This is a genomic window from Aquimarina besae (genome assembly GCF_042434905.1).
Lineage (GTDB): Bacteria > Bacteroidota > Bacteroidia > Flavobacteriales > Flavobacteriaceae > Aquimarina.
The window spans coordinates 1,954,533-1,973,808 of sequence record NZ_CP170199.1 but is presented as its reverse complement, the minus strand read 5'-3'; the positions used below and the strand labels follow the sequence as shown (position 1 = coordinate 1,973,808).

The following is a 19,276-nucleotide window of genomic DNA, read 5'->3' as shown; positions in this document are numbered from 1 at the left end:
CAGATTATCAATTAATAGCATTTGCAATTTTATAATCTACAACAGTTGATTCAAAATATTCAAACTTTTGCTTTTTGAGATTCCAAATGGCAGTCATGGATTCTGGAATTAATAATCCATCATAGTTTTTGTATGCTCCGACTTCTCCAGTAAAATCTTCTAATGTAAGATCTCTATACCTTTTCGTTTCAAAACGATCTATCAATCCATTTTGATTAAAAAAGAAAAAACCTTCTAGCGTAAGATCTCCTTTCACCATAGTAGCTTTTACACTTGTGATATCCATTGTTTTCCAAGAAATATTAGGATCCAAAAACCCGATAGGGAACCAAATTAACTCTCCTAAATACCTTCCTAATGAGCTTTGATCTACCTCTAATCCCGAAAGTTGAGCTACATTTTTCAGGCCCAAAAAACTAACTTTTACCTCGCCTTTAGCATTTATACTCTTATCTCTAATGAGCATCGGTAAGCTTTTTGCTTTCCATATAAATCCAGAATTCGTAGAAGACATATATTGAGTTGCTGTAAACTGTATCCATTTTTTATCAGGATTATCTCTTATTCTTCCCTTTTGGTTGAATACAACATTACAATGTTTTAGTTTACCCACTACTCCAACTTTAATCAAATAGTTTTTCACTAAATCAGGAAGTGTATCCAAATCTTCTAATAAAATCTTATCGTTAGATTTTATGTTAGCATCAAAAAGAACTTCTTTTTCTTTTTCTACATTACTGTTAAATGACGAAATCCCAACTATACCCACTACTGTTAGTAAGATTACAATTCCAATAACTATCGATAAAACCATTTTTACCACTTTTTTCATTATGATCACTTTCAATTAAAATTAAGTTAGTCTATACTTAATCCAAATGAGGAAAATCATACATTCATGTAAACCTTGAGAACCACTTACTGATTTATGTCATTTTTATTTTAGGTATTATGTTATAGTTTCAGTACAAAATTCGTATAAGCCATGAAAACTATTTTATATGCCACAGATTACACAGATCATTCTTTATCCGCTTTGCAGTATGCGTATGATCTTAGTACCAGAATAAAAGCAGAATTGATAATATTACACGTCTTTGATATTCCATCATTCTCGGGTACGCTGATCATAAGCCCTTTGAATAAAACGGTAAAAAGAGCGTATGCAGAACAAAATTCTATGATAAAAAACTATTGTGCAAAGCATCTGGGAGATGATTTTGATGATAATAACGTAAGAACCTCTGTTATCAAACACATGTCGGTTGTAGATGGTATTCTTGAAAAAGCAAATAGCTTATCTGCTGATATGATCATTGTTGGTATAAAAGATGAAAATAGCAAGCGTGGTCTGCTAGAGGGAGATATCGCCAAAACATTAATTACCAAAGCTCCTTGTCCTCTTTTAGTGATTCCGGATAAAAGTAGTGCTAAGCAGATAAAACATTTGGTATATGCCACTGATTTTGAAGAAAGAGACATTTTTGCTATTGAAAAATTAGCACATCTGGCCTCGCCGTTTGATGCTCAAATTCACGTAGTACATATTTCTACCAAAGACACAGAGGACGAAGAAAGTAAAATGGCGTGGTTTAAGGAAATGGTCACTCAGAATGTAAATTATCCTAATTTAGACTTTGATAATTTGATATCTGATAGTATTTATGATAAACTAAACATTTATCTAAAAGATAAAAAAGCAGATCTGATATCCCTTTTAGAACGTGAAGATAAAGGCTTTCTGAAAAAACTATTTCATAGAGATTTAGTAAAAAAAGTAGAATCCCATACTTCCATACCAGTGCTAAGTTTCAATTCTTAATGTAAAATATCATTGTTTTACAATCAAGTATTACTTTTCTAGTATTTCTAAATCAGGTTTTAAAATACGACCATCGCCCATTTCGATGATTCGATCGGTTTTATTTGCAAAATCAAGATCGTGTGTAACTACTAACAACGAAAGTCCTTGCTCGTGACTTAATTGATTAAAAATGTTAAAAACATTATCAGAGTTATAACTATCCAAATTTCCGGTCGGTTCATCGCCCATAATGATTGATGGATTGTTGATTAAAGCCCTGGCGATAGCAACCCGTTGTTTTTCTCCACCCGATATTCTTGATGCTCTTTTTTTTGCAAGATGATCTATCTTTAAAACTTTTAGTTTTTCTATTGCATCATGCTCAATTTCCTGTACTGTTTTTTCTCCTAGTTTTTTGGCAGGTAGCATAACGTTTTCTATAACTGAAAACTCGGATAACAAATAATGAAACTGAAATACAAAACCAATGTGTTTGTTTCTAATGTAGGAGAGTTGTTCTCTTTCTTGCCCCGTAACAAGTTTATTGTTCAGGAACAATTGTCCTTCGTAATCTGTATCCATTGTAGATAAAATATAGAGCAAGGTTGATTTACCACATCCGGATTTCCCCATGATTGACGCAAACTCTCCCTCACGAACCTTAAAACTTATGTCTTTTAATACATGAAAGAGTACGGGTTTTTTAAAATATTTATTGATCTTTTTTGCTTCGAGAACTATTTCCATAATGTTTCATTATTGGCCTCTTATAATTCTAACAGGGTCTATTTTTTTCGCTTTCCTTGACGGTAAATAGCCCGCCAAGAATGTAGAGATCAGTGCAAACGTAATCCCAATTACGTAGAACCAAGGATTATGATTAATTGGATAGGTCTCTACTGTCGGCAATGCTTCTGTCTTAAAAGGTATACGATCAATGGCACTGGACAAGATAAAACCTATGAACAACCCTAAAACCCCACCAACTACACCAATGATCATAGCCTGACTCATAAAGATTAATTGCACATCCTTACCAGAAAATCCAGTAGCTTTTAGGATCGCAATATCATTCATCTTCTCATATATAAGCATATTCAAAATATTATAAATCCCAAATCCTGCCACTATGAGTAAAGTAATAGAAACCGCATAGGTAATTAAATTTCTAATCGCTGTCCCAGTCTCGAATTGCGCATTAGCAGTATTTATATCGACTGCTTTGAGCTTAAACTGCTGTTCGATTTTTTTTGCTAAAGGAATCGATTTATTAATGTCATACAATTTCACGTTAATGTCGGTAATATAATTTTCTGCTTCTCCTAGTATTTTTTGTACCGTTTTTATGTTAGTAAAACTCTGAATATTATCAACATCCGCAATACCGCTCTGAAATATCCCAACGATTTTAAGCGGAAAAACATCTCCTTTTATTGGACTTATCTGTACCCGATCACCAACATCCAACGACATTTTATCTGCAATTCCCGAGCCTAGTAAAATACTATTTTCATTATTCTTTAAATCTTCAGGTTCACCTTTGACTATATAATCTTTGAAATTGAAAAGCTCTACCTCTTTCATAATATCAATCCCAGTGATATTGCCTCCAATTTCTATTGATCCTGCTATGTAGAATGCCTGTGTCCTTATTTGGGGGATAGCACCACGTACTTCTGGATTTTTATTCAAATAATCAATTATTGGCAAGACATTATGGATCCGCTTTTGACTTTGTTTCGGTTTAACAGAATGTACAACATTCAGTGTATTCTGAAACTCTTCATAGAGATCTACAGGCTGTTTTTCTGAAGGTTCAATTTCATTATAGATATGAATATGGGGAGTTTGATTAAGTATCAGATCATCAAGCATTCCGTTTAGTCCGGTCATAAAACAAACCAATGTAATGTATGCACCTATACCAAAAGTTACTCCAAGTGCAGCCGTAGCAGTCTGTTTGATCTTGGTAACCAAATGCGTTTTGGCAATGTTCAATATGACTTTCCAGTTGATCATTTGTCAGGTTTATAAACCCAGGTTTCTTTTGTAATTCCAGATAGGATTTCTACCATATCCATACTTTGTAACCCAATTTCGATTTCTTTGATACCATTTTCTGTTTTCACCTTGGCGTTATCTGTTATGTAATGTTTCGGAATGGTTAACACTTGTTTTTTATGTGCAATAATGATATTCGCCTCGCCTGATAAGCCCGGATACAAAACTTCTGGACTTTTATCAAAAAGGGCTTCTACCATAAAAGTCTGATTTCTTTCATCTTTTTTAGGATAAATTTTATTCACTTTAGCCGTAAAAATCTTTCCATTATAAGCGTCTAGTGTTACGATTACCTTTTGATCTTTGTTCAGTTTTACGATATCCACCTCATCGACTAACATTTCGATTACAAAAACTGTAGCACTACCAATGGAAGCAATTGGTTCCATTGTGTTTACGATTTCTCCAGAATTTTTGTATAACGCATACACTTTACCGTTGATCTTACTGTTTACGGTAAAATCTTTGGTAGTTATCAATGAAGTTTTATAATTATTTTCTGCCTGTTTAAGTTGTGTTTTTAATTCGTCTTTGGTTCTGTGATATTTATTCCTTAAAAGATCTAAAGAATTTATAGAAAGCTCATACGCTAATTTCTTGGTGTCATACTCTACTTTAGATCCTATCTGTTGGTTCCATAAGTTTTTTTGTCGACAATAATTAATAGAATCATTAATCAATTTAAGCTCTGCTGAATGAATCTCATCTTTTATTCCATTAAGAATTGCAGCATTTCCGTTATAGCTTTTCCGGGCAAGTTCTAAGGACAGCTTAGCATTTTCTGTATTTAATTTTGGATTGCTATTGATAATCTGTAATAATGGAGTTTCTTTTGTCACAATATCGCCTTCTTCCACCAGGTTTTTATCCAGAATACCATTCACCGCAGCATATACCTCATATAAGCTATCCGGCTGAATGGTAACAGATGAATATACAGATTCTGTAATATCAGTAATGATGGGTTGTATCTTTTCCTCTTTACCGTCGCAGGAAACCAAAAAAGAACCAAAAAAGAGTACGACCAAGAATCTATACATGGGTTGATTTTTATTCAAATTTCAACGAAAACATAGTGTTTCGGAATGATATATATCATTTTTAAAAAGAAACAGAGTAGCTATTTTTGAGATAGATTTAAAATTATATAACGATGACAATAAACATTCAATTTGTACAAATGCCAACTAGTGAATATATGGAGGGATATGTACAAGAGAAACTCGAAAAATTGTATAAAAAATATGATTGGATCATCAAATCTGATGTGTTTTTTAAAAAAGAAAATGATCCAAAAGGAAATGGAAAAATTTGTGATATGGAATTAAGTCTTCCCGGTCCAAAAATATATGCAACTTCTAATGAGAAAAATTATGAGCTGGCGGTGAAAGAAACACTAAAGGATTTAGAGAGACAACTGAAAAAAAGGAAACAAGAAATGAAACCTTACATCTAAAATAAAAACCCAAAAACTGATATTTGTCATATTTTATCTAAAACAAACAAACTACTTTGGTACGGTAGTTAAATAACAGTTCTTTAGTATAGTGATTAGTTATAAAACAGATTTTTAATTGTAGAAATATAATTGAGAATCTTAGGAGATATTAGAAATATTTTTAAACAGTTATTAATTCTAGAATGGCTTTAGTCATAAAGTAGTATTGTAGAATACGTACGGTTTATCATATTCTTAATATCTTTAGGAAACAGGGATGTTTAAGCATCCCTGTTTCTATCTTACATAGTAAAGACATAGGCGAATATTCTTGCGAAGCAATAGAAGTCGAAACAGAGAAATTGACTATATTTTTTCAAGAAAATAACCTGATTTCGATATTTAATTATAAATGGAACATTGAAGGTAATCGTACCGAAAAATAAAATTAATTTCTTTGTTGGAAACAGGTAGGTGTACGCTTACCTGTTTCTATTTGTAAAATACTGAAGTCGGCAAGCCTAACAATCCCAATCACTTGTGATATTTATCATTTCATAGAAGGTACAAAGCTATTATATTCATTCTGCTTATTAAAAATAGTTATGATATGAAGTACTATCTTAATACATCCATCGATAAAATATCTTTTGAAGAAGCTATAGCTAAAGTAATTCATGAACTTAAAAATGAAGGTTTTGGGATATTGACTAAAATAGATATGAAAGCTATTCTCAAGGAAAAGTTAGACGCAGACTTTTATAACTATACTATTTTAGGAGCTTGTAATCCTTCTTTTGCTTATGAAGCCCTGCAAACAGAAGATAAAATTGGTACGATGCTTCCTTGCAATGTAATTGTGCAAGAAAAAGAAAAAGGAACCATAGAAATTTCTGCAGTAGATCCTAAAGCGTCTATGATTTCTGTAGAGAATAAAAATTTAGCCAGAATAGCAGAAGAAATAAGGGGTAAGCTAAAAAGAGCCATAAAAAGCTTGGACTAAAAACACTCCTCTTCAATATATTCTCATTGTATCTCTACTTTTAGTACTTCTGCTTCTTGATGTATTATTAGTTCTCAAACCTCTATTTGTTGTGGTACCTCTATTTCTCGTAGTTGTTGTATTTCTACTTCTTGCGGTTCTACTTCTGTTGTATCTTTCTCTATTATCGCTATGGTAACCTCTGATATTATCACCATAATAATCCCGTATTCTTACATAGCGTGATCTTCGTAAATTAATATTATTATATCTGGGAGGAAGTACACTAAGCGTTATCCATACACCATTATCCAGATATATATAATTTCTAAGTGATAAATCGTAATAAATCATATAATCAGGAAAATAAACATAGCGTACCATTTCTACTCGATTAGGATAAAACCACGGTGGCAGAGGTGCATCAGATCTGGATGTAATAATAACCGGTCCGCAGCTTCCTATGATCCATAAACTTACTACGATAATTACGATATACAACTTACTTTTTTTCATCACTACTGTATTTGTATTCTCTTCAAGTTAATTAAGAATAGAGCAAAAATAAATGACATATGTCACTGATATATTAGTGAAAAAGAGATTATAAATATTGGAATATTTCTGTACTATTTTTGTTGTCTCGATCTTCCGAAACCATATATAAACTGTGCGAAAAAACCTTTAGGTATCTTTTCATCACCAGGAAAACCAATTTTAATAGTACCACTATCTTCGGGTATATAATTGGTTTTAAAAATATAATCCCAGAGACTTAAACTAATTCCGAAATTCACACCATAAGAACCTTTTGGTAAAATATAAGAATGATGATATAAATGCATCACCGGATTGTTGAGAATGTACTTTAATGGACCCCAGGTAATTTTAATATTTGCGTGGTTCAAATGGCCGATAGCTATTGCCATAAAATGCACAATATAAGCTTGTTCCAGCTCAAAACCACCTAAAATCATTATCCCAATTGTCTTTAAGGGTTTATAGAATATATTTTCCATCCAATGATAACGAAGATGTGCTGCAAAACCCATTTCCTTTACTGAATGATGAATTTTATGAAACCTCCAAAAGAATGAATATTTATGAAGTAACACATGTGTAAACCACTGTACGAAATCTAATATGATAAAAAAGACAACTAGTTGACCCCATTTGGGCAAAGCTGATATATCAATTAGGGTTAAGCTCTTTGCAGAAATCCCTATATCACTAAAAAAAACACTTAGTAATTCATAAAATCCTCCGATTACAATCGCGAAAACAAAAAAATTGAAAAACATGTAAAATCCATCTAGCCAAAAATCTTTTCTAAAAATGGATTGTTCTTTCCGCCAGGGAAAAACTATTTCTAAGCCCCAAACCAACATTGAAATTGTTATCAGACCCCAAAAATAGTTTGTATACCAAGGAACGTCAAATAGTATCGAATTCCATGTCCATCTAATATTATCTACAAAAGCGTCTATAAATGCACTTACATACTTTTCCATACTATCTCGCTTTTTTTTAACGATAATATCATATTACTATGATAGGGATTGCTAAAATAAGTCTTTTTATAATTATTAAATTATTGATCTGTTATGTTAAAGTTTTAAAAGTACAGAAAGTGATCAGTTATTGCAGTAACAAAAGTTACACTTGATTTTTTTTTTGGTAATTACAGCTGATTATAGTCGTTCAAATATTCAAATATTTTAATTCAGATTTAAATCCTTTCTGGCTAAATAAAAATCCACTTTTTCGCAAGATTTATCTTGAATCCTGTCTTCCATTTCTGTCAATGTCTTTGGTGGTGGAACGATTACTTTGTCTCCTTTTTTCCAATTTAGAGGTAATGCCACTTTATATTTATCAGAAATCTGTAACGCCTCTAGTGCTCTGAGGATTTCATCCATATTACGCCCTACATTTAATGGATAATACATGATAAGCCTTATTTTTTGATACGGATCTATGAAAAATACGGCTCTTACCGCTGCAGTTTCACTTTCATTGGGTTGCAACATACCGTATAATTTAGCTACCTTCATATCAATATCGGCTATGATCGGAAAATCCAAATAAACTTTTGTTTTTTCAAGTACATTATTCACCCACGCAAGATGAGAATGAATGCTATCGATACTTAATCCTATCAACTTTGTATTCAATGCTTCAAACTCCTTACGGCGTTCTGCAAAACCACTTAATTCTGTGGTACATACGGGAGTAAAATCTGCAGGATGTGAAAACAAAATCACCCATTTACTTTCGGCAAATTCAGAAAACCTTAGTTTACCGTGAGTAGTTACTGCTTCAAAATCCGGTGCATTATCCCCAATTCTAGGTATCATATTTATTTCTTTGTCTGGTGTTTCCATGATTCTTTTATTTTTTAAAAAGTTAATTAATCACATTCATCAATCGCAATTGCCAGTTATTATTCTTTGTTTTTACTGCAACGAGGTGAGGTGAAACTATATGTGACTCTATCGCAGGACGCCATTTCATTTTCTCTTTTGTTAAAACCAAATTTTCAGGGCCTTGTAAATGCATTATTACGTTCCCAGAAGGATCAATAATCACTTCATCATAACTATAAGACACCACTTTTTTAAGTAATAGATCATTAGTCCCTAATTCGTCTTTAGAAACCTTTAGAACAATTGCGTTTCCATTTTCAAAAGTGGTTGCATTTACAAATTCAGGTTCAATAACCGTCTTTCCACTTTTATCGATATATCCATAATAATAAATACCTTTAATCATCTTTTTAATCAAACATCTTCCTTCATAAAATGCTGGATAAGGTATCGGTTCTTTATATAAATTCTTCTTTTTGGATTTTGGATCAATCTCTGTTGCCCAAACCAAGTCATCCCTGTAATCGATTACGATTTCTCCCTTAGCATCTATAAATGCCCAGGTATTACCTTTTCTTATCGCCGATAACTCTTCATGAAAAGGTGTGATCTCGTCTATGTTTATGGTAATCTGTCCGATACTTATAGAAGGAAAGATAACAACACTTACAAATAAAATAAATACATTTTTCATTACTAACTTATTTAGGTTTATCCTCATAATGTATAACCTAAAGTGATCACATACAATGAGAAATATCATATCTGACAGTATTGATAAAAACACGAATAAAACATTGTTAATCTGATAATTATCATTAAAAAACGAGTGCCGATAGCGTATCTTAACTACTAGAACTAACAGATGTTAGCTTTTATATATAACACAAAAAACATAACGTCATGAAAAAATTAATTTTGGGTCTATTTATTCTGGGACTGACCCTCCCTTGCTTTGCACAAGAAGTGGAAAAACTCGAAGAAGTTATTGTTATAGCCACTAACTACAAATACCTGAATGAAGTAAATGAAGAAGCTGCGGATATCCCTGTAAAATTACTTGAAAAAAAAGTAGCAACTTATGATCTTAAAGGTTCAGATTTTTATCAGGATGAATATGACCTTTACTACGTTTCGTTTTACATCCCGGAAGGTAAAATTCTAGCAGCATATGACAAAGATGGAAATGTATTGAGAACCATTGAAAAATTTAAAGGTACAAACCTCCCTCCTGCTATTTATACAGCAGTAACAACCAGATTTCCTGGATGGGCCATAACAAAAGATGTATATTTAGTTAATTACCATAACAAAAAAGGAACTACCAAAAAGTATAAGCTACGATTAGAAAATGGTGATAAAATGATCAAGGTAAAAACTGATGAAGATGGTAATTTTCTATAGGTCAAATCAATTCTAAAAATAGAAGAGGGATTGCTATTGCAGTTCCTCTTTTTATGGATTTTTTAGTATAAAATTTCAAAAAACTGATAAAATAATGGATCAGCTTCGTCAAAAGAAATCTCAGAAACTTCAGCAAACTTTGGCCCATTTTTGCACCACTTGATAAATGCTTTGAGTTGATTTTCTTCTCCTTCAGCTTGGATATAAACACTACCGTCTGATAGATTTTTTACTGTACCTTTTATACCTAACTCCATTGCTTTTTCCCAGGTACTTTTTCGATACCATACTCCCTGCACTTTTCCTTTAACCAAAATATTATAATGCTTGAGCATAAAATTATGTTTCTATAAACCGTTCTAAAAAAGTTGAAAGATGAAAGTTAACGAAAAAACAATTAAAAATTCCCCAAATTGACAAAAATCAGTTCTTAAAAATCAAGTCTTTTGTACATTATTTTATCTAAAAAAAAGATATAAATAATTTGTTTTTATTAACTTAGAAGTAATTCTATTTATACCCCTATAATCCGAAATTAACCTGTCTTAAGATATCGAATGACTACCCTCATATTTGGGTTATTCTTTAGTTACTTACATTTTTTATATCGTAACAAATAAGACAAAATGAAATATTCTGTTGTCATTGTAGAAAATCACACCCTACTCTCTCAGGCTTTATCTGATTTAATCAATGGGTTTTCTAGATGCAAGGTGCTATATACTTGTAGAAACGGAGAGGAACTCATCACCCGATTTAAGAATAAAAAAAATATTCCCGAGATTGTACTACTGGACATTAATTTACCAAGGATGAACGGGATTGAAACCACATCCATGTTAAATAAAGAGTTTCCAAAAGTTAAAGTTTTAGCACTTTCGACCGAAAGAAATACAAAGACAATTCTAAGAGTTTTAAAAGCCGGGGCAAAAGGATATCTTCCAAAAGATACAGAAAAAAGTATTTTAGAAAAGGCACTGATCGAAGTTCAGGAAACCGGATTCTACCATACTAAGGATGTGACCAGCTTATTACTGCAATCTTTATATGCTGAAAAAGAAAATAATCGAGTCTTAAAAGAACGAGAAATCGAATTTGTAAAACAAGCTTGTACAGAAAAGACCTATAAAGAAATTGCGAGTGATATGTGTTTGAGCCCAAAAACAATAGAAGGTTATCGGGATGCCGTTTTTGAAAAGCTAAATTTAAAAAATCGAACAGCGATGGTACTCTACGCGATACGCAACGATATATTTACTCCATAGAAGGCATTAAATTGCATCGTTTTCTATGAACTCCCCCTATTGTAAATTATAAAATGACCTTAGAAAAAAACAGCATTAAAAATCATATCCTTAAGATTTTTAGGAAGCTCATCTCTAATGTCTTGCATCTCTCCAGGTGAAATATATCTTCTTAATACAAAAAAGGTAGTATGAATATAATGCTCTGCGATTTCATTGGATTCGAAGTCATATATAGATGTAACTCCATCAAAAGACCTCACTAAATCTATAAACTCTTCCATATGCTTTATGCGCGGTTTTTTCGACTTTATAGACCAACCGTTTACATACACAGCTTTTAAGAACATAGGTAGCTGTGCCATCAACTGTATAGATTCTTCTATCGAGATCATTTCTCTTAATCCGTGCAATACAGCAGATAAAATTCGTCCTGCTCTATCTGGATCATCAATCAAGTCCATTTCCTTAGCATACTCCTTTAAAAAAGTATTTGCTTCTACCGCGAATTGATTAAAATTGAGTGCCATAATAAGTCATTTTAGTTCCTAATTACTTGTAAATAATTGATTATTAAATTTATAGCCTTATCCCAAAAATTAATATGATAATTATCATATTAATTCCTCCAGACATCTTCTAATTTTGATTCTGTAAAACAATGAAACATGAAAAAAATTCTTGTCCCTATTGACTTTTCCGAGCATTCAGAATATGCTTTACAAGTTGCCGCTGATATTGCAAAAAAGCAACAAGCAGAAATTATCGTATTACATATGCTCGGCTTATCAGAAGCTATTCTCACAAAAGACGAAGCTCAAGAAGCTGCAGAAGCAATTTATTATTTAAGACTAGCAGAAAAAAGATTTAAGACGTTCTTAGATAAAGAATATCTAAAAGGCATTAAAATCACAGAAACTGTACAGAACTATAAAGTATTTAGCGAAATAAATGAAGTAGCTAATGAAAATGAAGTTGATCTTATTGTGATGGGTTCTCATGGTAGTAGCGGATTGAGTGAGGTATTTGTAGGTTCTAATACAGAAAAAGTAGTTCGTACTTCTGAAATTCCGGTTTTGGTCATCAAAAATCAGATTGATAAATTTAACATGAAAGAAGTAGTATTTGCTTGTGATTTTAAAATGGAAAATATCCGTGCGTATCATAGCGCCAAGCGATTATTCGGCTTATTCAATGCTACTTTACACTTAGTATATGTAAATCTACCAGGTGATCGATTTAGAAATTCAGATCAAATTGAAGAGCGAATAAAAGAATTTCTTTTTAAAGCTGATTCCGGTAATTTGGAAAATTTTGATAAAGTAGTGGTACAGAATGATTATTCTGTGGAGAGCGGTATTTTTAACTATTGCCAAAAAATAAACGCAGATGTTATCGCCATACCAACTCACGGCAGACGTGGATTATCACACTTCTTTAATGGAAGTATTGGAGAGGATATTGCTAATCACGCAAATAAACCAGTAATTACATTTAAGATCTAAGATTATATATATTTTAAAGTTGTGTTTGTATGGAACCGTCTGAAAATTGTCTTTTCAGATGGTTTTTTTATAATGTCCCCAATGCTATTTCTATCATTTTACTAAAAGTGGTTTCTCGTTCTTCAGAAGTAGTTCTTTCACCAGTTACTAGAGAATCTGAAATGGTGAGAATAGCCAATGCCTTTACATTAAACTTTGCTGCAATTGTATATAGACCAGCAGCTTCCATTTCTACACAAAGCACTCCAAATTCTGCCCATTTTTTATAGGAATCAAAATCATCTTCATAAAACTCATCTGCGGATAAAACATTTCCTGCCTTTATAGGAATATTATGCTCACGAGCATATAAAGCAGCTTTCATAAACAGTTCAAAATTAGCTGTAGGAGAATAATCAGAGTTGATAAATCTAGAATTATTAATTCCGGATGTAGAAGATGCTGCCATAGCAATCACTATATCTCTTAGTTTAACATCTTTCTGATAAGATCCAGAAGAACCTACCCTAATTAAGTTTTGTGCACCAAAATCATTAATCAATTCATGACAATAAATTAATGAGGACGGAATACCCATCCCTGTTCCTTGTACAGAAACTCTCTTACCATGATAACTACCAGTATATCCCAGCATTCCGCGAACCTTATTATAGCATACCGGATCATCTAAAAATGTTTCTGCAATCCACTTTGCCCTTAAAGGATCTCCAGGCAATAAAACAGTTTCTGCGATCTCTCCTCTCTTTGCTGCGATATGTGTACTCATATGATTTTATTTTGAAGTGACAAGGGCTACCCCTGAAGAGGTTCCCAAACGGGAAACACCCATATTTATATATTGTTTAGCAGTTTCAATATCTCTTATTCCACCAGAAGCTTTTATTCGTATCTTATCCTTGGCAATAGCTTTCATCAGCATTACATCTTCTATAGTAGCACCGCCAGTTCCAAAACCTGTCGATGTTTTTATATAGTCTGCTTCAGCTTCAATCGATAATTGACAGGCTATTTTCTTTTCTTCATCAGACAAATAACAATTCTCAAAAATGACTTTTAACACATGATCTCCAATGGCTTTTTTGATCTTGGCAATCTCATCACGCACAATTTCATGATACCCAGATTTAAGCAATCCTATATTCAGAACCATATCAATCTCATTTGCTCCATCATCAATACATTGCTTAGCCTCATATATTTTGGCTTTGGTAGTCATTCCTCCTAAAGGAAATCCTACTACGGCGGCTATTTTTACATCCGTTTTCATTAACTCACTACAAGCCAAACCAACATAAGCTCCGTTCACACAAACCGAATAAAAATTATGGTGTTTAGCCTCTCTACATAACTTTGTGATATCTGCTACCGTGGCTGTTGCTTTTAGAATAGTATGATCGATATACGTATTAAGTTCCATAACTATTTATAAGAATTTATAACGCTAATAATATCATTCTTTTGCAAAACTCCTGATTGCCTCCAGAGCTGCTTTCCTTTTTTGAATAAGAGCATTGTTGGCACACCTCTCACTTGGTATTTTGCTGCCAAAGGCTGATTCTTATCAACGTCTATTTTTACAATTTTCACCGCAGATCCTAGCTCATCTTTTACTTCTTTTAAGATTGGTGCCAATACTTTACAGGGACCACACCAATCTGCATAAAAATCAACTAATACTGGTGTTTCTGAATCAATAATATTGCTAAAACTATCTTTCATCTGTTTATGATTTATTATTTTTAAAGAGTTACACTTCGACTCAGCGAAGTGCAGGGATAGGATCGCCAATTAATCATATCAATGGGGATAATCCAGATTTTTATGGCTAACTTCCTTTTTGGTTTCTATTGATAAGCTGAAAATACTCTTTTTTTGTAAAAACATATTCATAGAATTTAAAAGAATATAAGATCCATCCAAAAGCGATAATAAAAATATCTCGCTGGTATACCCCTCTATAATCTGAATGAGTAAACATCAAATAGGATAATATTAACGCGATAACTCCTACCCATATCGCTAACAATTTTTGATATTTCCATCGAGTAATGAAACTTAGCACCAGGCAGTAAGAACAAAACGAAATTCCTGTTATGGTCGAAAAAACAGAATGTAACTCATTTTGAAACGAATCGTAAACGATACCTCGATCAATAGGCGCATGCAGGAATATAGCCGTCAGAAATAGTGAAATACAAAAAACAAATAATACTAAAACCTGGAGGTGAAAATCTTTCAAAAGTCTATAACCGTTAATAAACGTAATTGCGCTGAGCATTACAAATATTAAATTCATAATCCAGTTATTTGGAGTTTTTTGAGCTCCTAATTCACTTAAAGTATTTTCTGCAATACTATATTGTGGATCTGAAAAAAAAGGCAGCACAAATGCTATCAATAGCATAACGATATAAATTATCCAAAAAAGTAAATAACTCTTGTCTAAAACTCTTGGTAACATAATCAACCTATCAATGGTTTATCATTATATACTTTGATCAGATGCAAAATTTTATGAATCGGAATCTCAATAGAATAGGTTCCTGTATATGAAGGACAAATGATGCAATCATCAAAATAGAATGCTACAGTATCATCATTAACCACAAAATTGTTTTTATACACCTTGAAATCTTCTTCTGACAGCTCCCAACATTCGTAATACAATTCTCCAGAATTTATACTATTAGATATGATTTTATTAATGGTTGAAAGTAATTCTTTTTCAGAATTATCAATAAAAAAATCATTATAATAGATGAATTTATGGTTACCAAGATCAAAGTTCAGACACTCAAACATATATGTAGAATGTTTCATTCCTGAGTAATAGTTTTCTTTATAAAGTAGTACACTGATTAGGTTACTTTTTACCGAATATATTTTATAATCAATAATTCGTTTGTCCATACATCTCCCGATTCCGAGAGAGTCACAAAATATTACTTTATCTTCGAGAATTTCATTTTCTGTAGCTTCTATATTTAGGTAATTTTCTGCAAAGAAATCATTAAATCTGGTGTGATTAGTATCGATCTCTTCGTTGAGATAAGGGTATTTATAATCTAATATATATAGATCTTCCTCCTTGTAAAACTTTTTGGCAATTACTAATTCTTGTAGTTTTTTCTGATCATCTTCTGTTTCAACGAGACGCTCTACTTTAATGGATTTTGTTTTTTCTTGATTTAGTTCCAGACTTTCTTCAGAAAAGTAGTGAGTGCTATCTATAGTCTGATCACGTATTTGTTCGCTCTCTGTAGTATCTTTTTGTGGATTTTCTCTTATTTCAGTTCTTTTATTGCACGCCATCAAACTTACTATAGCAATTGTGATGATTAAGGTTCTCATATAGTCGATTTTAATTTATATAAATGTAGTTTCGAGAATGATCAAAAAATATGATATCAATCAGTAAACAGACAATAAAAAGGCGAGTTTCCTTTTAAGAAACCCGCCGTTATAAATAATTAAGTATGTAAAATATTAAAACAAGCCGTTACCAATAATTATTAAGCTATTTACTACTAAACTCAAGATAAGAAGGTCTAATACCAATTTAGGTTTCTGAACTGTTAGAATCGCAGCGTTATGTGCATTACATACTGCTACCGTAAGAAATACCAATAGCATTTGTATAAGACCATTACCATCAAATAAGGTAGTCATAATAGCGATAGATCCTAAACAAGTTGAGGCTATGATGGCCAAAGCAGAATATCCTATATAGTTTTCAGTAAAATCGGCATTTATTTTTGCATATAAAGTCATAGTAAATAGTTTTTTAATTTGATGTAAAATTAAAGTCTCTATTCAGAATTAAATATGACCGTTGTCAGTTTTAGAAAAAATCTAATATCTCAAATTTTTGGAGTTTTCATTTCAACTTTTACTTTTTGTTGTCCAACTAATTCTACAGTAGTTGAAGCAAACCTGACTTTATCATCAGTTTTAAGAACTTCCTCGTAGATCCTTTGATGTAGCAGATCCTTAACATATCTTCTTTTTTTATAATCTACGATATATCTAAGATTCAATTGTACCCAATTATCTGTTATTGTTATAGAAAGACTTGGTTCTACCTTTGCATCTTCAATATAATATCTTTTTACGACATCATTCCATTTTGATCTGGATTCAATTGCATATTTTGATAAAATTTCGGAAGCCACTTTTAGCATTATCGATTTTGCTAATTCTATATCAGAATCGTAATGTACTGGAAGATCGAACTCATCCCAGATAAAAGGGAAATCTTTAGAATAATTATAAACAGGCCCCTTGAATACAAAGGCATTACTTAATTTGACAATTCTACCGCTGTAATTATCTGTACTTACCCATTTGCCTATCTCCATCATAGTCGTATAGATGCTATCGACATCAATAACATCTCCTTTTATCCCATTAATTTCAATCCTATCTCCGGGTTTATAGACTTGCACTAAAAATATATAAATAGAACCCGCAATACTTAAAATTAATTCTTGTAAGGTAAAAGCAATACCAGCAGTAAAAAGACCTATAATGATGGTAAAATCTTTAATATTTCCTGTAAAAAAGGAGAACGATAAAATAATTAATAAAATGTAACCAATAATCTCAACTCCTTTTTGAGATTTATATCTGGTAGTAGTATCTGGAAGGTTTTTCCTTAGAAAACTTCTTATAAATCGAATTATGAAAACAATACATAAAACCCATAAAAGGTATTTCAAAATACTGGTTGCCGTAGGATATTCTGATAACCATTCGTTTATAGCTCTAATTGATTCCATAAATATTATATCGCCCTACTTCTGTTAAAATCTTTCATACATATTTAATCTATTCTTTAGCATATTCATTTCGTTTTGAATCTTATGAACTTTTTCTAATAATCTTATGATTACTTCAACTCCTTCAAGATTTATTTCCAGCTCTTTATGAAAAAGTAAAATTTGCTCAAGTCGGGGTAGTTCTTCCAGGTAAATAAATGATGTTTGTTGAAAGGTAATTATTTCTATCAATCCAAACTCCTGTAAGGAGTGTAAAAACGAATGTTCTATTTCGTGACTTTCACAAAATTCTATAACGGGTATAAGATGCTCCTCTGCCATAACAATTTAGATTTATAGTCTGGATAATTCTCTAAATAATTCTTTTTGTTTTGGGGTCAGGTTTTTTGGTGTTTTAATAGTGTAGGTAATGTATAAATCTCCAAACTGCCCTTCTTTCTTGTATAAAGGGAAACCTTTACCTTTCAATTTAACTTTTGTGTCATTTTCTGTTTCCGGTTTCACCTGTAGTTTCACTCTTCCATCAAGGGTATCGATCATTATTTCACCACCCAAAACCGCAGTGTAGATATCTATGTCCTTTTTCAAATATAAGTCTCCTTTATCACGTCTAAAAGGAGTTGTATTTTCTATGATAAAAGTTATATATAAGTCACCGCTGGGTCCGCCTCCAATCCCTGGGCCACCGTGACCTTTGATTTTGATCGTCTGTCCGTTTTCTACACCGGCCGGAATGTTAATTCTAATATTTTTCCCATTCACCGTAAGCGTACGTTTATGACTTTTATAAACATCCATTAAATCAAGGCGTAGTTCAGCATTGTAATCTTCTCCCCGAAACTTTACCTGACTTTGTCTATAACTTCTTCCCGAACCCCCAAACATAGATTCAAAAAAGTCTGAAAAGTCACTCTCAGAAAAATCACCTTGATACTGTTGTCTTCCCGACCTTGCATATTGCTGTTGCGACTGTCTGGCTTTTTCAAACTCTTCAGCGTGTTTCCAATCTTTGCCATATTGATCATACTTCTTTCGGTTTTCGGCATTGCTTAATACTTCATTGGCTTCATTAATTTCTTTAAACTTTTTTTCTGCCTCTTTATCATTTGGATTCAAGTCCGGATGATATTTTCTAGCTAACTTTCTGTACGCCTTCTTAATATCACTTTCTGTCGCATTTTTAGAAACACCCAGTATTTTATAATAATCAACAAACTCCATATGAACGATAAGGATTGGTTATTACTCTTGAAAAATCAACTGAAGTCTTCCCAGCATCATCAATTCGGATTTATTTTTACCAGAAAAAGCGTTAGCAATGCTATTTGAGGTATTCCATATTAATTGTTTGATCCTATCTGTAAAAAGGGAAGTATTCTCTTTATAGAACGATGCAAATTCATTGAAACAGTTCTCTGCCTCTAGCTCTTTATAATCCAACCAGTCAAAAACAATTTCAATCTGGAAAGCAGCATCTGCTCCAAACTCATCCTCTAGATCATCTACAGCCAACCATTCGGATTTCACCAAATTTCTTAACGACAGATATTCTGATTTACGAACTATTTTATCTGCAGCTGCAATCGAGTAGAATAATTTTCCTAAGTTTTGATAAAATGTAATGCCTATATTTTCAGTTGTATCCATATCCTAAAATTATTATTTATTCTATAAATTTAAAAAGTAGTCTTTTG

Annotated in this window: 26 protein-coding genes; 6 read left to right on the top strand and 20 right to left on the bottom strand. The window is 32.2% G+C overall.

The window, feature by feature from the left end:
* Positions 1-7 precede the first annotated feature (7 nt).
* The gene (locus ACE94K_RS08570; protein WP_378182836.1) at positions 8-832 is read right to left on the bottom strand and encodes a DUF6544 family protein; all 825 of its coding nucleotides are present in this window, start codon (positions 830-832) and stop codon (positions 8-10) included.
* Positions 833-985: 153 nt separating this feature from the next.
* Here ACE94K_RS08570 and ACE94K_RS08565 point away from each other — a divergent pair, with 153 nt between their 5' ends.
* Entirely contained in the window at positions 986-1,822 is an 837-nt protein-coding gene (locus ACE94K_RS08565; RefSeq protein WP_378182833.1) for a universal stress protein, read from the top strand.
* A gap of 30 nt (positions 1,823-1,852) precedes the next feature.
* Here the strand turns inward: ACE94K_RS08565 and ACE94K_RS08560 are convergent, their stop codons facing one another.
* From ACE94K_RS08560 to ACE94K_RS08550, 3 genes are read right to left on the bottom strand one after another with little or no spacing between them, the layout of a single operon-like run.
* On the bottom strand, positions 1,853-2,551 hold the full coding sequence (locus ACE94K_RS08560) for an ABC transporter ATP-binding protein (protein WP_378182830.1): 699 nt from the start codon (positions 2,549-2,551) through the stop codon (positions 1,853-1,855).
* Positions 2,552-2,560: 9 nt separating this feature from the next.
* The gene (locus tag ACE94K_RS08555) at positions 2,561-3,823 is read right to left on the bottom strand and encodes an ABC transporter permease (RefSeq protein WP_378182827.1); all 1,263 of its coding nucleotides are present in this window, start codon (positions 3,821-3,823) and stop codon (positions 2,561-2,563) included.
* Entirely contained in the window at positions 3,820-4,905 is a 1,086-nt protein-coding gene (locus ACE94K_RS08550; RefSeq protein WP_378182824.1) for an efflux RND transporter periplasmic adaptor subunit, read from the bottom strand. The genes ACE94K_RS08555 and ACE94K_RS08550 overlap by 4 nt, the downstream gene beginning before the upstream one ends.
* 113 nt (positions 4,906-5,018) lie before the next feature.
* Between ACE94K_RS08550 and hpf the strand changes: the two genes are divergently transcribed.
* Both hpf and ACE94K_RS08540 read left to right on the top strand, forming a co-directional pair.
* Positions 5,019-5,321 carry a ribosome hibernation-promoting factor, HPF/YfiA family gene (gene hpf, locus ACE94K_RS08545; RefSeq protein ID WP_378182821.1) on the top strand — a complete coding sequence of 101 codons (303 nt, stop codon included), beginning with the start codon at positions 5,019-5,021 and terminating at the stop codon, positions 5,319-5,321.
* A 592-nt stretch (positions 5,322-5,913) separates the two neighbouring features.
* Positions 5,914-6,306, top strand: a complete 393-nt coding sequence (locus ACE94K_RS08540; protein WP_378182818.1) for a DUF302 domain-containing protein — start codon at positions 5,914-5,916, stop codon at positions 6,304-6,306.
* A gap of 12 nt (positions 6,307-6,318) precedes the next feature.
* Here the strand turns inward: ACE94K_RS08540 and ACE94K_RS08535 are convergent, their stop codons facing one another.
* The 4 genes from ACE94K_RS08535 to ACE94K_RS08520 all read right to left on the bottom strand — a co-directional run bounded on the left by ACE94K_RS08535 (position 6,319) and on the right by ACE94K_RS08520 (position 9,345).
* Complete coding sequence (locus ACE94K_RS08535) at positions 6,319-6,801, bottom strand: hypothetical protein (RefSeq protein ID WP_378182815.1); 483 nt, start codon at positions 6,799-6,801, stop codon at positions 6,319-6,321.
* Between the two features lie 113 nt (positions 6,802-6,914).
* Positions 6,915-7,796 carry a sterol desaturase family protein gene (locus ACE94K_RS08530; RefSeq protein ID WP_378182812.1) on the bottom strand — a complete coding sequence of 294 codons (882 nt, stop codon included), beginning with the start codon at positions 7,794-7,796 and terminating at the stop codon, positions 6,915-6,917.
* Positions 7,797-8,003: 207 nt separating this feature from the next.
* On the bottom strand, positions 8,004-8,669 hold the full coding sequence (locus ACE94K_RS08525) for a peroxiredoxin (RefSeq protein WP_378182809.1): 666 nt from the start codon (positions 8,667-8,669) through the stop codon (positions 8,004-8,006).
* Between the two features lie 22 nt (positions 8,670-8,691).
* Positions 8,692-9,345 (bottom strand): WG repeat-containing protein, encoded by a 654-nt coding sequence (locus ACE94K_RS08520; protein ID WP_378182806.1) that lies wholly within the window; start codon positions 9,343-9,345, stop codon positions 8,692-8,694.
* A gap of 209 nt (positions 9,346-9,554) precedes the next feature.
* Here ACE94K_RS08520 and ACE94K_RS08515 point away from each other — a divergent pair, with 209 nt between their 5' ends.
* Positions 9,555-10,055 carry a nicotinate-nucleotide adenylyltransferase gene (locus tag ACE94K_RS08515; RefSeq protein WP_378182803.1) on the top strand — a complete coding sequence of 167 codons (501 nt, stop codon included), beginning with the start codon at positions 9,555-9,557 and terminating at the stop codon, positions 10,053-10,055.
* A gap of 62 nt (positions 10,056-10,117) precedes the next feature.
* Here ACE94K_RS08515 and ACE94K_RS08510 read toward each other — a convergent pair whose 3' ends face one another.
* Positions 10,118-10,390, bottom strand: coding sequence for an acylphosphatase (locus ACE94K_RS08510; protein WP_378182800.1), 273 nt, complete (start codon positions 10,388-10,390; stop codon positions 10,118-10,120).
* A gap of 291 nt (positions 10,391-10,681) precedes the next feature.
* On the opposite strand from ACE94K_RS08510, the gene ACE94K_RS08505 reads away from it, so the two are divergent.
* Positions 10,682-11,320, top strand: a complete 639-nt coding sequence (locus ACE94K_RS08505; RefSeq protein WP_378182797.1) for a response regulator — start codon at positions 10,682-10,684, stop codon at positions 11,318-11,320.
* Between the two features lie 59 nt (positions 11,321-11,379).
* On the opposite strand, the gene ACE94K_RS08500 is transcribed toward ACE94K_RS08505, so the two are convergent.
* Positions 11,380-11,829, bottom strand: a complete 450-nt coding sequence (locus tag ACE94K_RS08500; RefSeq protein WP_378182794.1) for a DUF2267 domain-containing protein — start codon at positions 11,827-11,829, stop codon at positions 11,380-11,382.
* A 138-nt stretch (positions 11,830-11,967) separates the two neighbouring features.
* On the opposite strand from ACE94K_RS08500, the gene ACE94K_RS08495 reads away from it, so the two are divergent.
* Positions 11,968-12,804 carry a universal stress protein gene (locus ACE94K_RS08495; protein WP_378182791.1) on the top strand — a complete coding sequence of 279 codons (837 nt, stop codon included), beginning with the start codon at positions 11,968-11,970 and terminating at the stop codon, positions 12,802-12,804.
* 67 nt (positions 12,805-12,871) lie between these two features.
* Here the strand turns inward: ACE94K_RS08495 and deoD are convergent, their stop codons facing one another.
* From deoD to ACE94K_RS08445, 10 genes are all read right to left on the bottom strand, one after another.
* Complete coding sequence (gene deoD, locus ACE94K_RS08490) at positions 12,872-13,570, bottom strand: purine-nucleoside phosphorylase (protein WP_378182788.1); 699 nt, start codon at positions 13,568-13,570, stop codon at positions 12,872-12,874.
* Between the two features lie 6 nt (positions 13,571-13,576).
* Positions 13,577-14,221, bottom strand: coding sequence for a deoxyribose-phosphate aldolase (gene deoC, locus ACE94K_RS08485; RefSeq protein ID WP_378182785.1), 645 nt, complete (start codon positions 14,219-14,221; stop codon positions 13,577-13,579).
* A gap of 2 nt (positions 14,222-14,223) precedes the next feature.
* The gene (gene trxA, locus ACE94K_RS08480) at positions 14,224-14,523 is read right to left on the bottom strand and encodes a thioredoxin (protein ID WP_378182782.1); all 300 of its coding nucleotides are present in this window, start codon (positions 14,521-14,523) and stop codon (positions 14,224-14,226) included.
* Between the two features lie 106 nt (positions 14,524-14,629).
* Complete coding sequence (locus tag ACE94K_RS08475; RefSeq protein WP_378182779.1) at positions 14,630-15,208, bottom strand: DUF998 domain-containing protein; 579 nt, start codon at positions 15,206-15,208, stop codon at positions 14,630-14,632.
* A gap of 59 nt (positions 15,209-15,267) precedes the next feature.
* Complete coding sequence (locus tag ACE94K_RS08470) at positions 15,268-16,155, bottom strand: RsiV family protein (protein ID WP_378182776.1); 888 nt, start codon at positions 16,153-16,155, stop codon at positions 15,268-15,270.
* A gap of 135 nt (positions 16,156-16,290) precedes the next feature.
* Positions 16,291-16,575, bottom strand: a complete 285-nt coding sequence (locus ACE94K_RS08465) for a hypothetical protein (protein ID WP_378182773.1) — start codon at positions 16,573-16,575, stop codon at positions 16,291-16,293.
* A gap of 89 nt (positions 16,576-16,664) precedes the next feature.
* Positions 16,665-17,582, bottom strand: a complete 918-nt coding sequence (locus tag ACE94K_RS08460; RefSeq protein ID WP_378182770.1) for a mechanosensitive ion channel family protein — start codon at positions 17,580-17,582, stop codon at positions 16,665-16,667.
* Between the two features lie 24 nt (positions 17,583-17,606).
* Complete coding sequence (locus ACE94K_RS08455) at positions 17,607-17,903, bottom strand: chaperone modulator CbpM (protein ID WP_378182767.1); 297 nt, start codon at positions 17,901-17,903, stop codon at positions 17,607-17,609.
* A gap of 12 nt (positions 17,904-17,915) precedes the next feature.
* Positions 17,916-18,803, bottom strand: a complete 888-nt coding sequence (locus tag ACE94K_RS08450; RefSeq protein WP_378182764.1) for a DnaJ C-terminal domain-containing protein — start codon at positions 18,801-18,803, stop codon at positions 17,916-17,918.
* Between the two features lie 21 nt (positions 18,804-18,824).
* On the bottom strand, positions 18,825-19,229 hold the full coding sequence (locus ACE94K_RS08445) for a hypothetical protein (protein ID WP_378182761.1): 405 nt from the start codon (positions 19,227-19,229) through the stop codon (positions 18,825-18,827).
* Positions 19,230-19,276 lie beyond the last annotated feature (47 nt).

Bases quoted from the DNA above. Each gene is read 5' to 3' on its own strand.
- ACE94K_RS08565 (WP_378182833.1), top strand. From the start codon at position 986: ATGAAAACTATTTTATATGCCACAGATTACACAGATCATTCTTTATCC.
- ACE94K_RS08460 (WP_378182770.1), bottom strand. From the start codon at position 17,582: ATGGAATCAATTAGAGCTATAAACGAATGGTTATCAGAATATCCTACG.
- ACE94K_RS08535 (WP_378182815.1), bottom strand. From the start codon at position 6,801: ATGAAAAAAAGTAAGTTGTATATCGTAATTATCGTAGTAAGTTTATGG.
- ACE94K_RS08505 (WP_378182797.1), top strand. From the start codon at position 10,682: ATGAAATATTCTGTTGTCATTGTAGAAAATCACACCCTACTCTCTCAG.
- ACE94K_RS08495 (WP_378182791.1), top strand. From the start codon at position 11,968: ATGAAAAAAATTCTTGTCCCTATTGACTTTTCCGAGCATTCAGAATAT.
- ACE94K_RS08530 (WP_378182812.1), bottom strand. From the start codon at position 7,796: ATGGAAAAGTATGTAAGTGCATTTATAGACGCTTTTGTAGATAATATT.
- ACE94K_RS08455 (WP_378182767.1), bottom strand. From the start codon at position 17,903: ATGGCAGAGGAGCATCTTATACCCGTTATAGAATTTTGTGAAAGTCAC.
- ACE94K_RS08570 (WP_378182836.1), bottom strand. From the start codon at position 832: ATGAAAAAAGTGGTAAAAATGGTTTTATCGATAGTTATTGGAATTGTA.
- ACE94K_RS08560 (WP_378182830.1), bottom strand. From the start codon at position 2,551: ATGGAAATAGTTCTCGAAGCAAAAAAGATCAATAAATATTTTAAAAAA.
- ACE94K_RS08550 (WP_378182824.1), bottom strand. From the start codon at position 4,905: ATGTATAGATTCTTGGTCGTACTCTTTTTTGGTTCTTTTTTGGTTTCC.
- ACE94K_RS08445 (WP_378182761.1), bottom strand. From the start codon at position 19,229: ATGGATACAACTGAAAATATAGGCATTACATTTTATCAAAACTTAGGA.
- ACE94K_RS08500 (WP_378182794.1), bottom strand. From the start codon at position 11,829: ATGGCACTCAATTTTAATCAATTCGCGGTAGAAGCAAATACTTTTTTA.
- ACE94K_RS08520 (WP_378182806.1), bottom strand. From the start codon at position 9,345: ATGAAAAATGTATTTATTTTATTTGTAAGTGTTGTTATCTTTCCTTCT.
- ACE94K_RS08465 (WP_378182773.1), bottom strand. From the start codon at position 16,575: ATGACTTTATATGCAAAAATAAATGCCGATTTTACTGAAAACTATATA.
- ACE94K_RS08515 (WP_378182803.1), top strand. From the start codon at position 9,555: ATGAAAAAATTAATTTTGGGTCTATTTATTCTGGGACTGACCCTCCCT.
- ACE94K_RS08450 (WP_378182764.1), bottom strand. From the start codon at position 18,803: ATGGAGTTTGTTGATTATTATAAAATACTGGGTGTTTCTAAAAATGCG.
- ACE94K_RS08540 (WP_378182818.1), top strand. From the start codon at position 5,914: ATGAAGTACTATCTTAATACATCCATCGATAAAATATCTTTTGAAGAA.
- ACE94K_RS08510 (WP_378182800.1), bottom strand. From the start codon at position 10,390: ATGCTCAAGCATTATAATATTTTGGTTAAAGGAAAAGTGCAGGGAGTA.
- trxA (WP_378182782.1), bottom strand. From the start codon at position 14,523: ATGAAAGATAGTTTTAGCAATATTATTGATTCAGAAACACCAGTATTA.
- hpf (WP_378182821.1), top strand. From the start codon at position 5,019: ATGACAATAAACATTCAATTTGTACAAATGCCAACTAGTGAATATATG.
- deoC (WP_378182785.1), bottom strand. From the start codon at position 14,221: ATGGAACTTAATACGTATATCGATCATACTATTCTAAAAGCAACAGCC.
- ACE94K_RS08525 (WP_378182809.1), bottom strand. From the start codon at position 8,669: ATGGAAACACCAGACAAAGAAATAAATATGATACCTAGAATTGGGGAT.
- ACE94K_RS08475 (WP_378182779.1), bottom strand. From the start codon at position 15,208: ATGCTATTGATAGCATTTGTGCTGCCTTTTTTTTCAGATCCACAATAT.
- ACE94K_RS08555 (WP_378182827.1), bottom strand. From the start codon at position 3,823: ATGATCAACTGGAAAGTCATATTGAACATTGCCAAAACGCATTTGGTT.
- ACE94K_RS08470 (WP_378182776.1), bottom strand. From the start codon at position 16,155: ATGAGAACCTTAATCATCACAATTGCTATAGTAAGTTTGATGGCGTGC.
- deoD (WP_378182788.1), bottom strand. From the start codon at position 13,570: ATGAGTACACATATCGCAGCAAAGAGAGGAGAGATCGCAGAAACTGTT.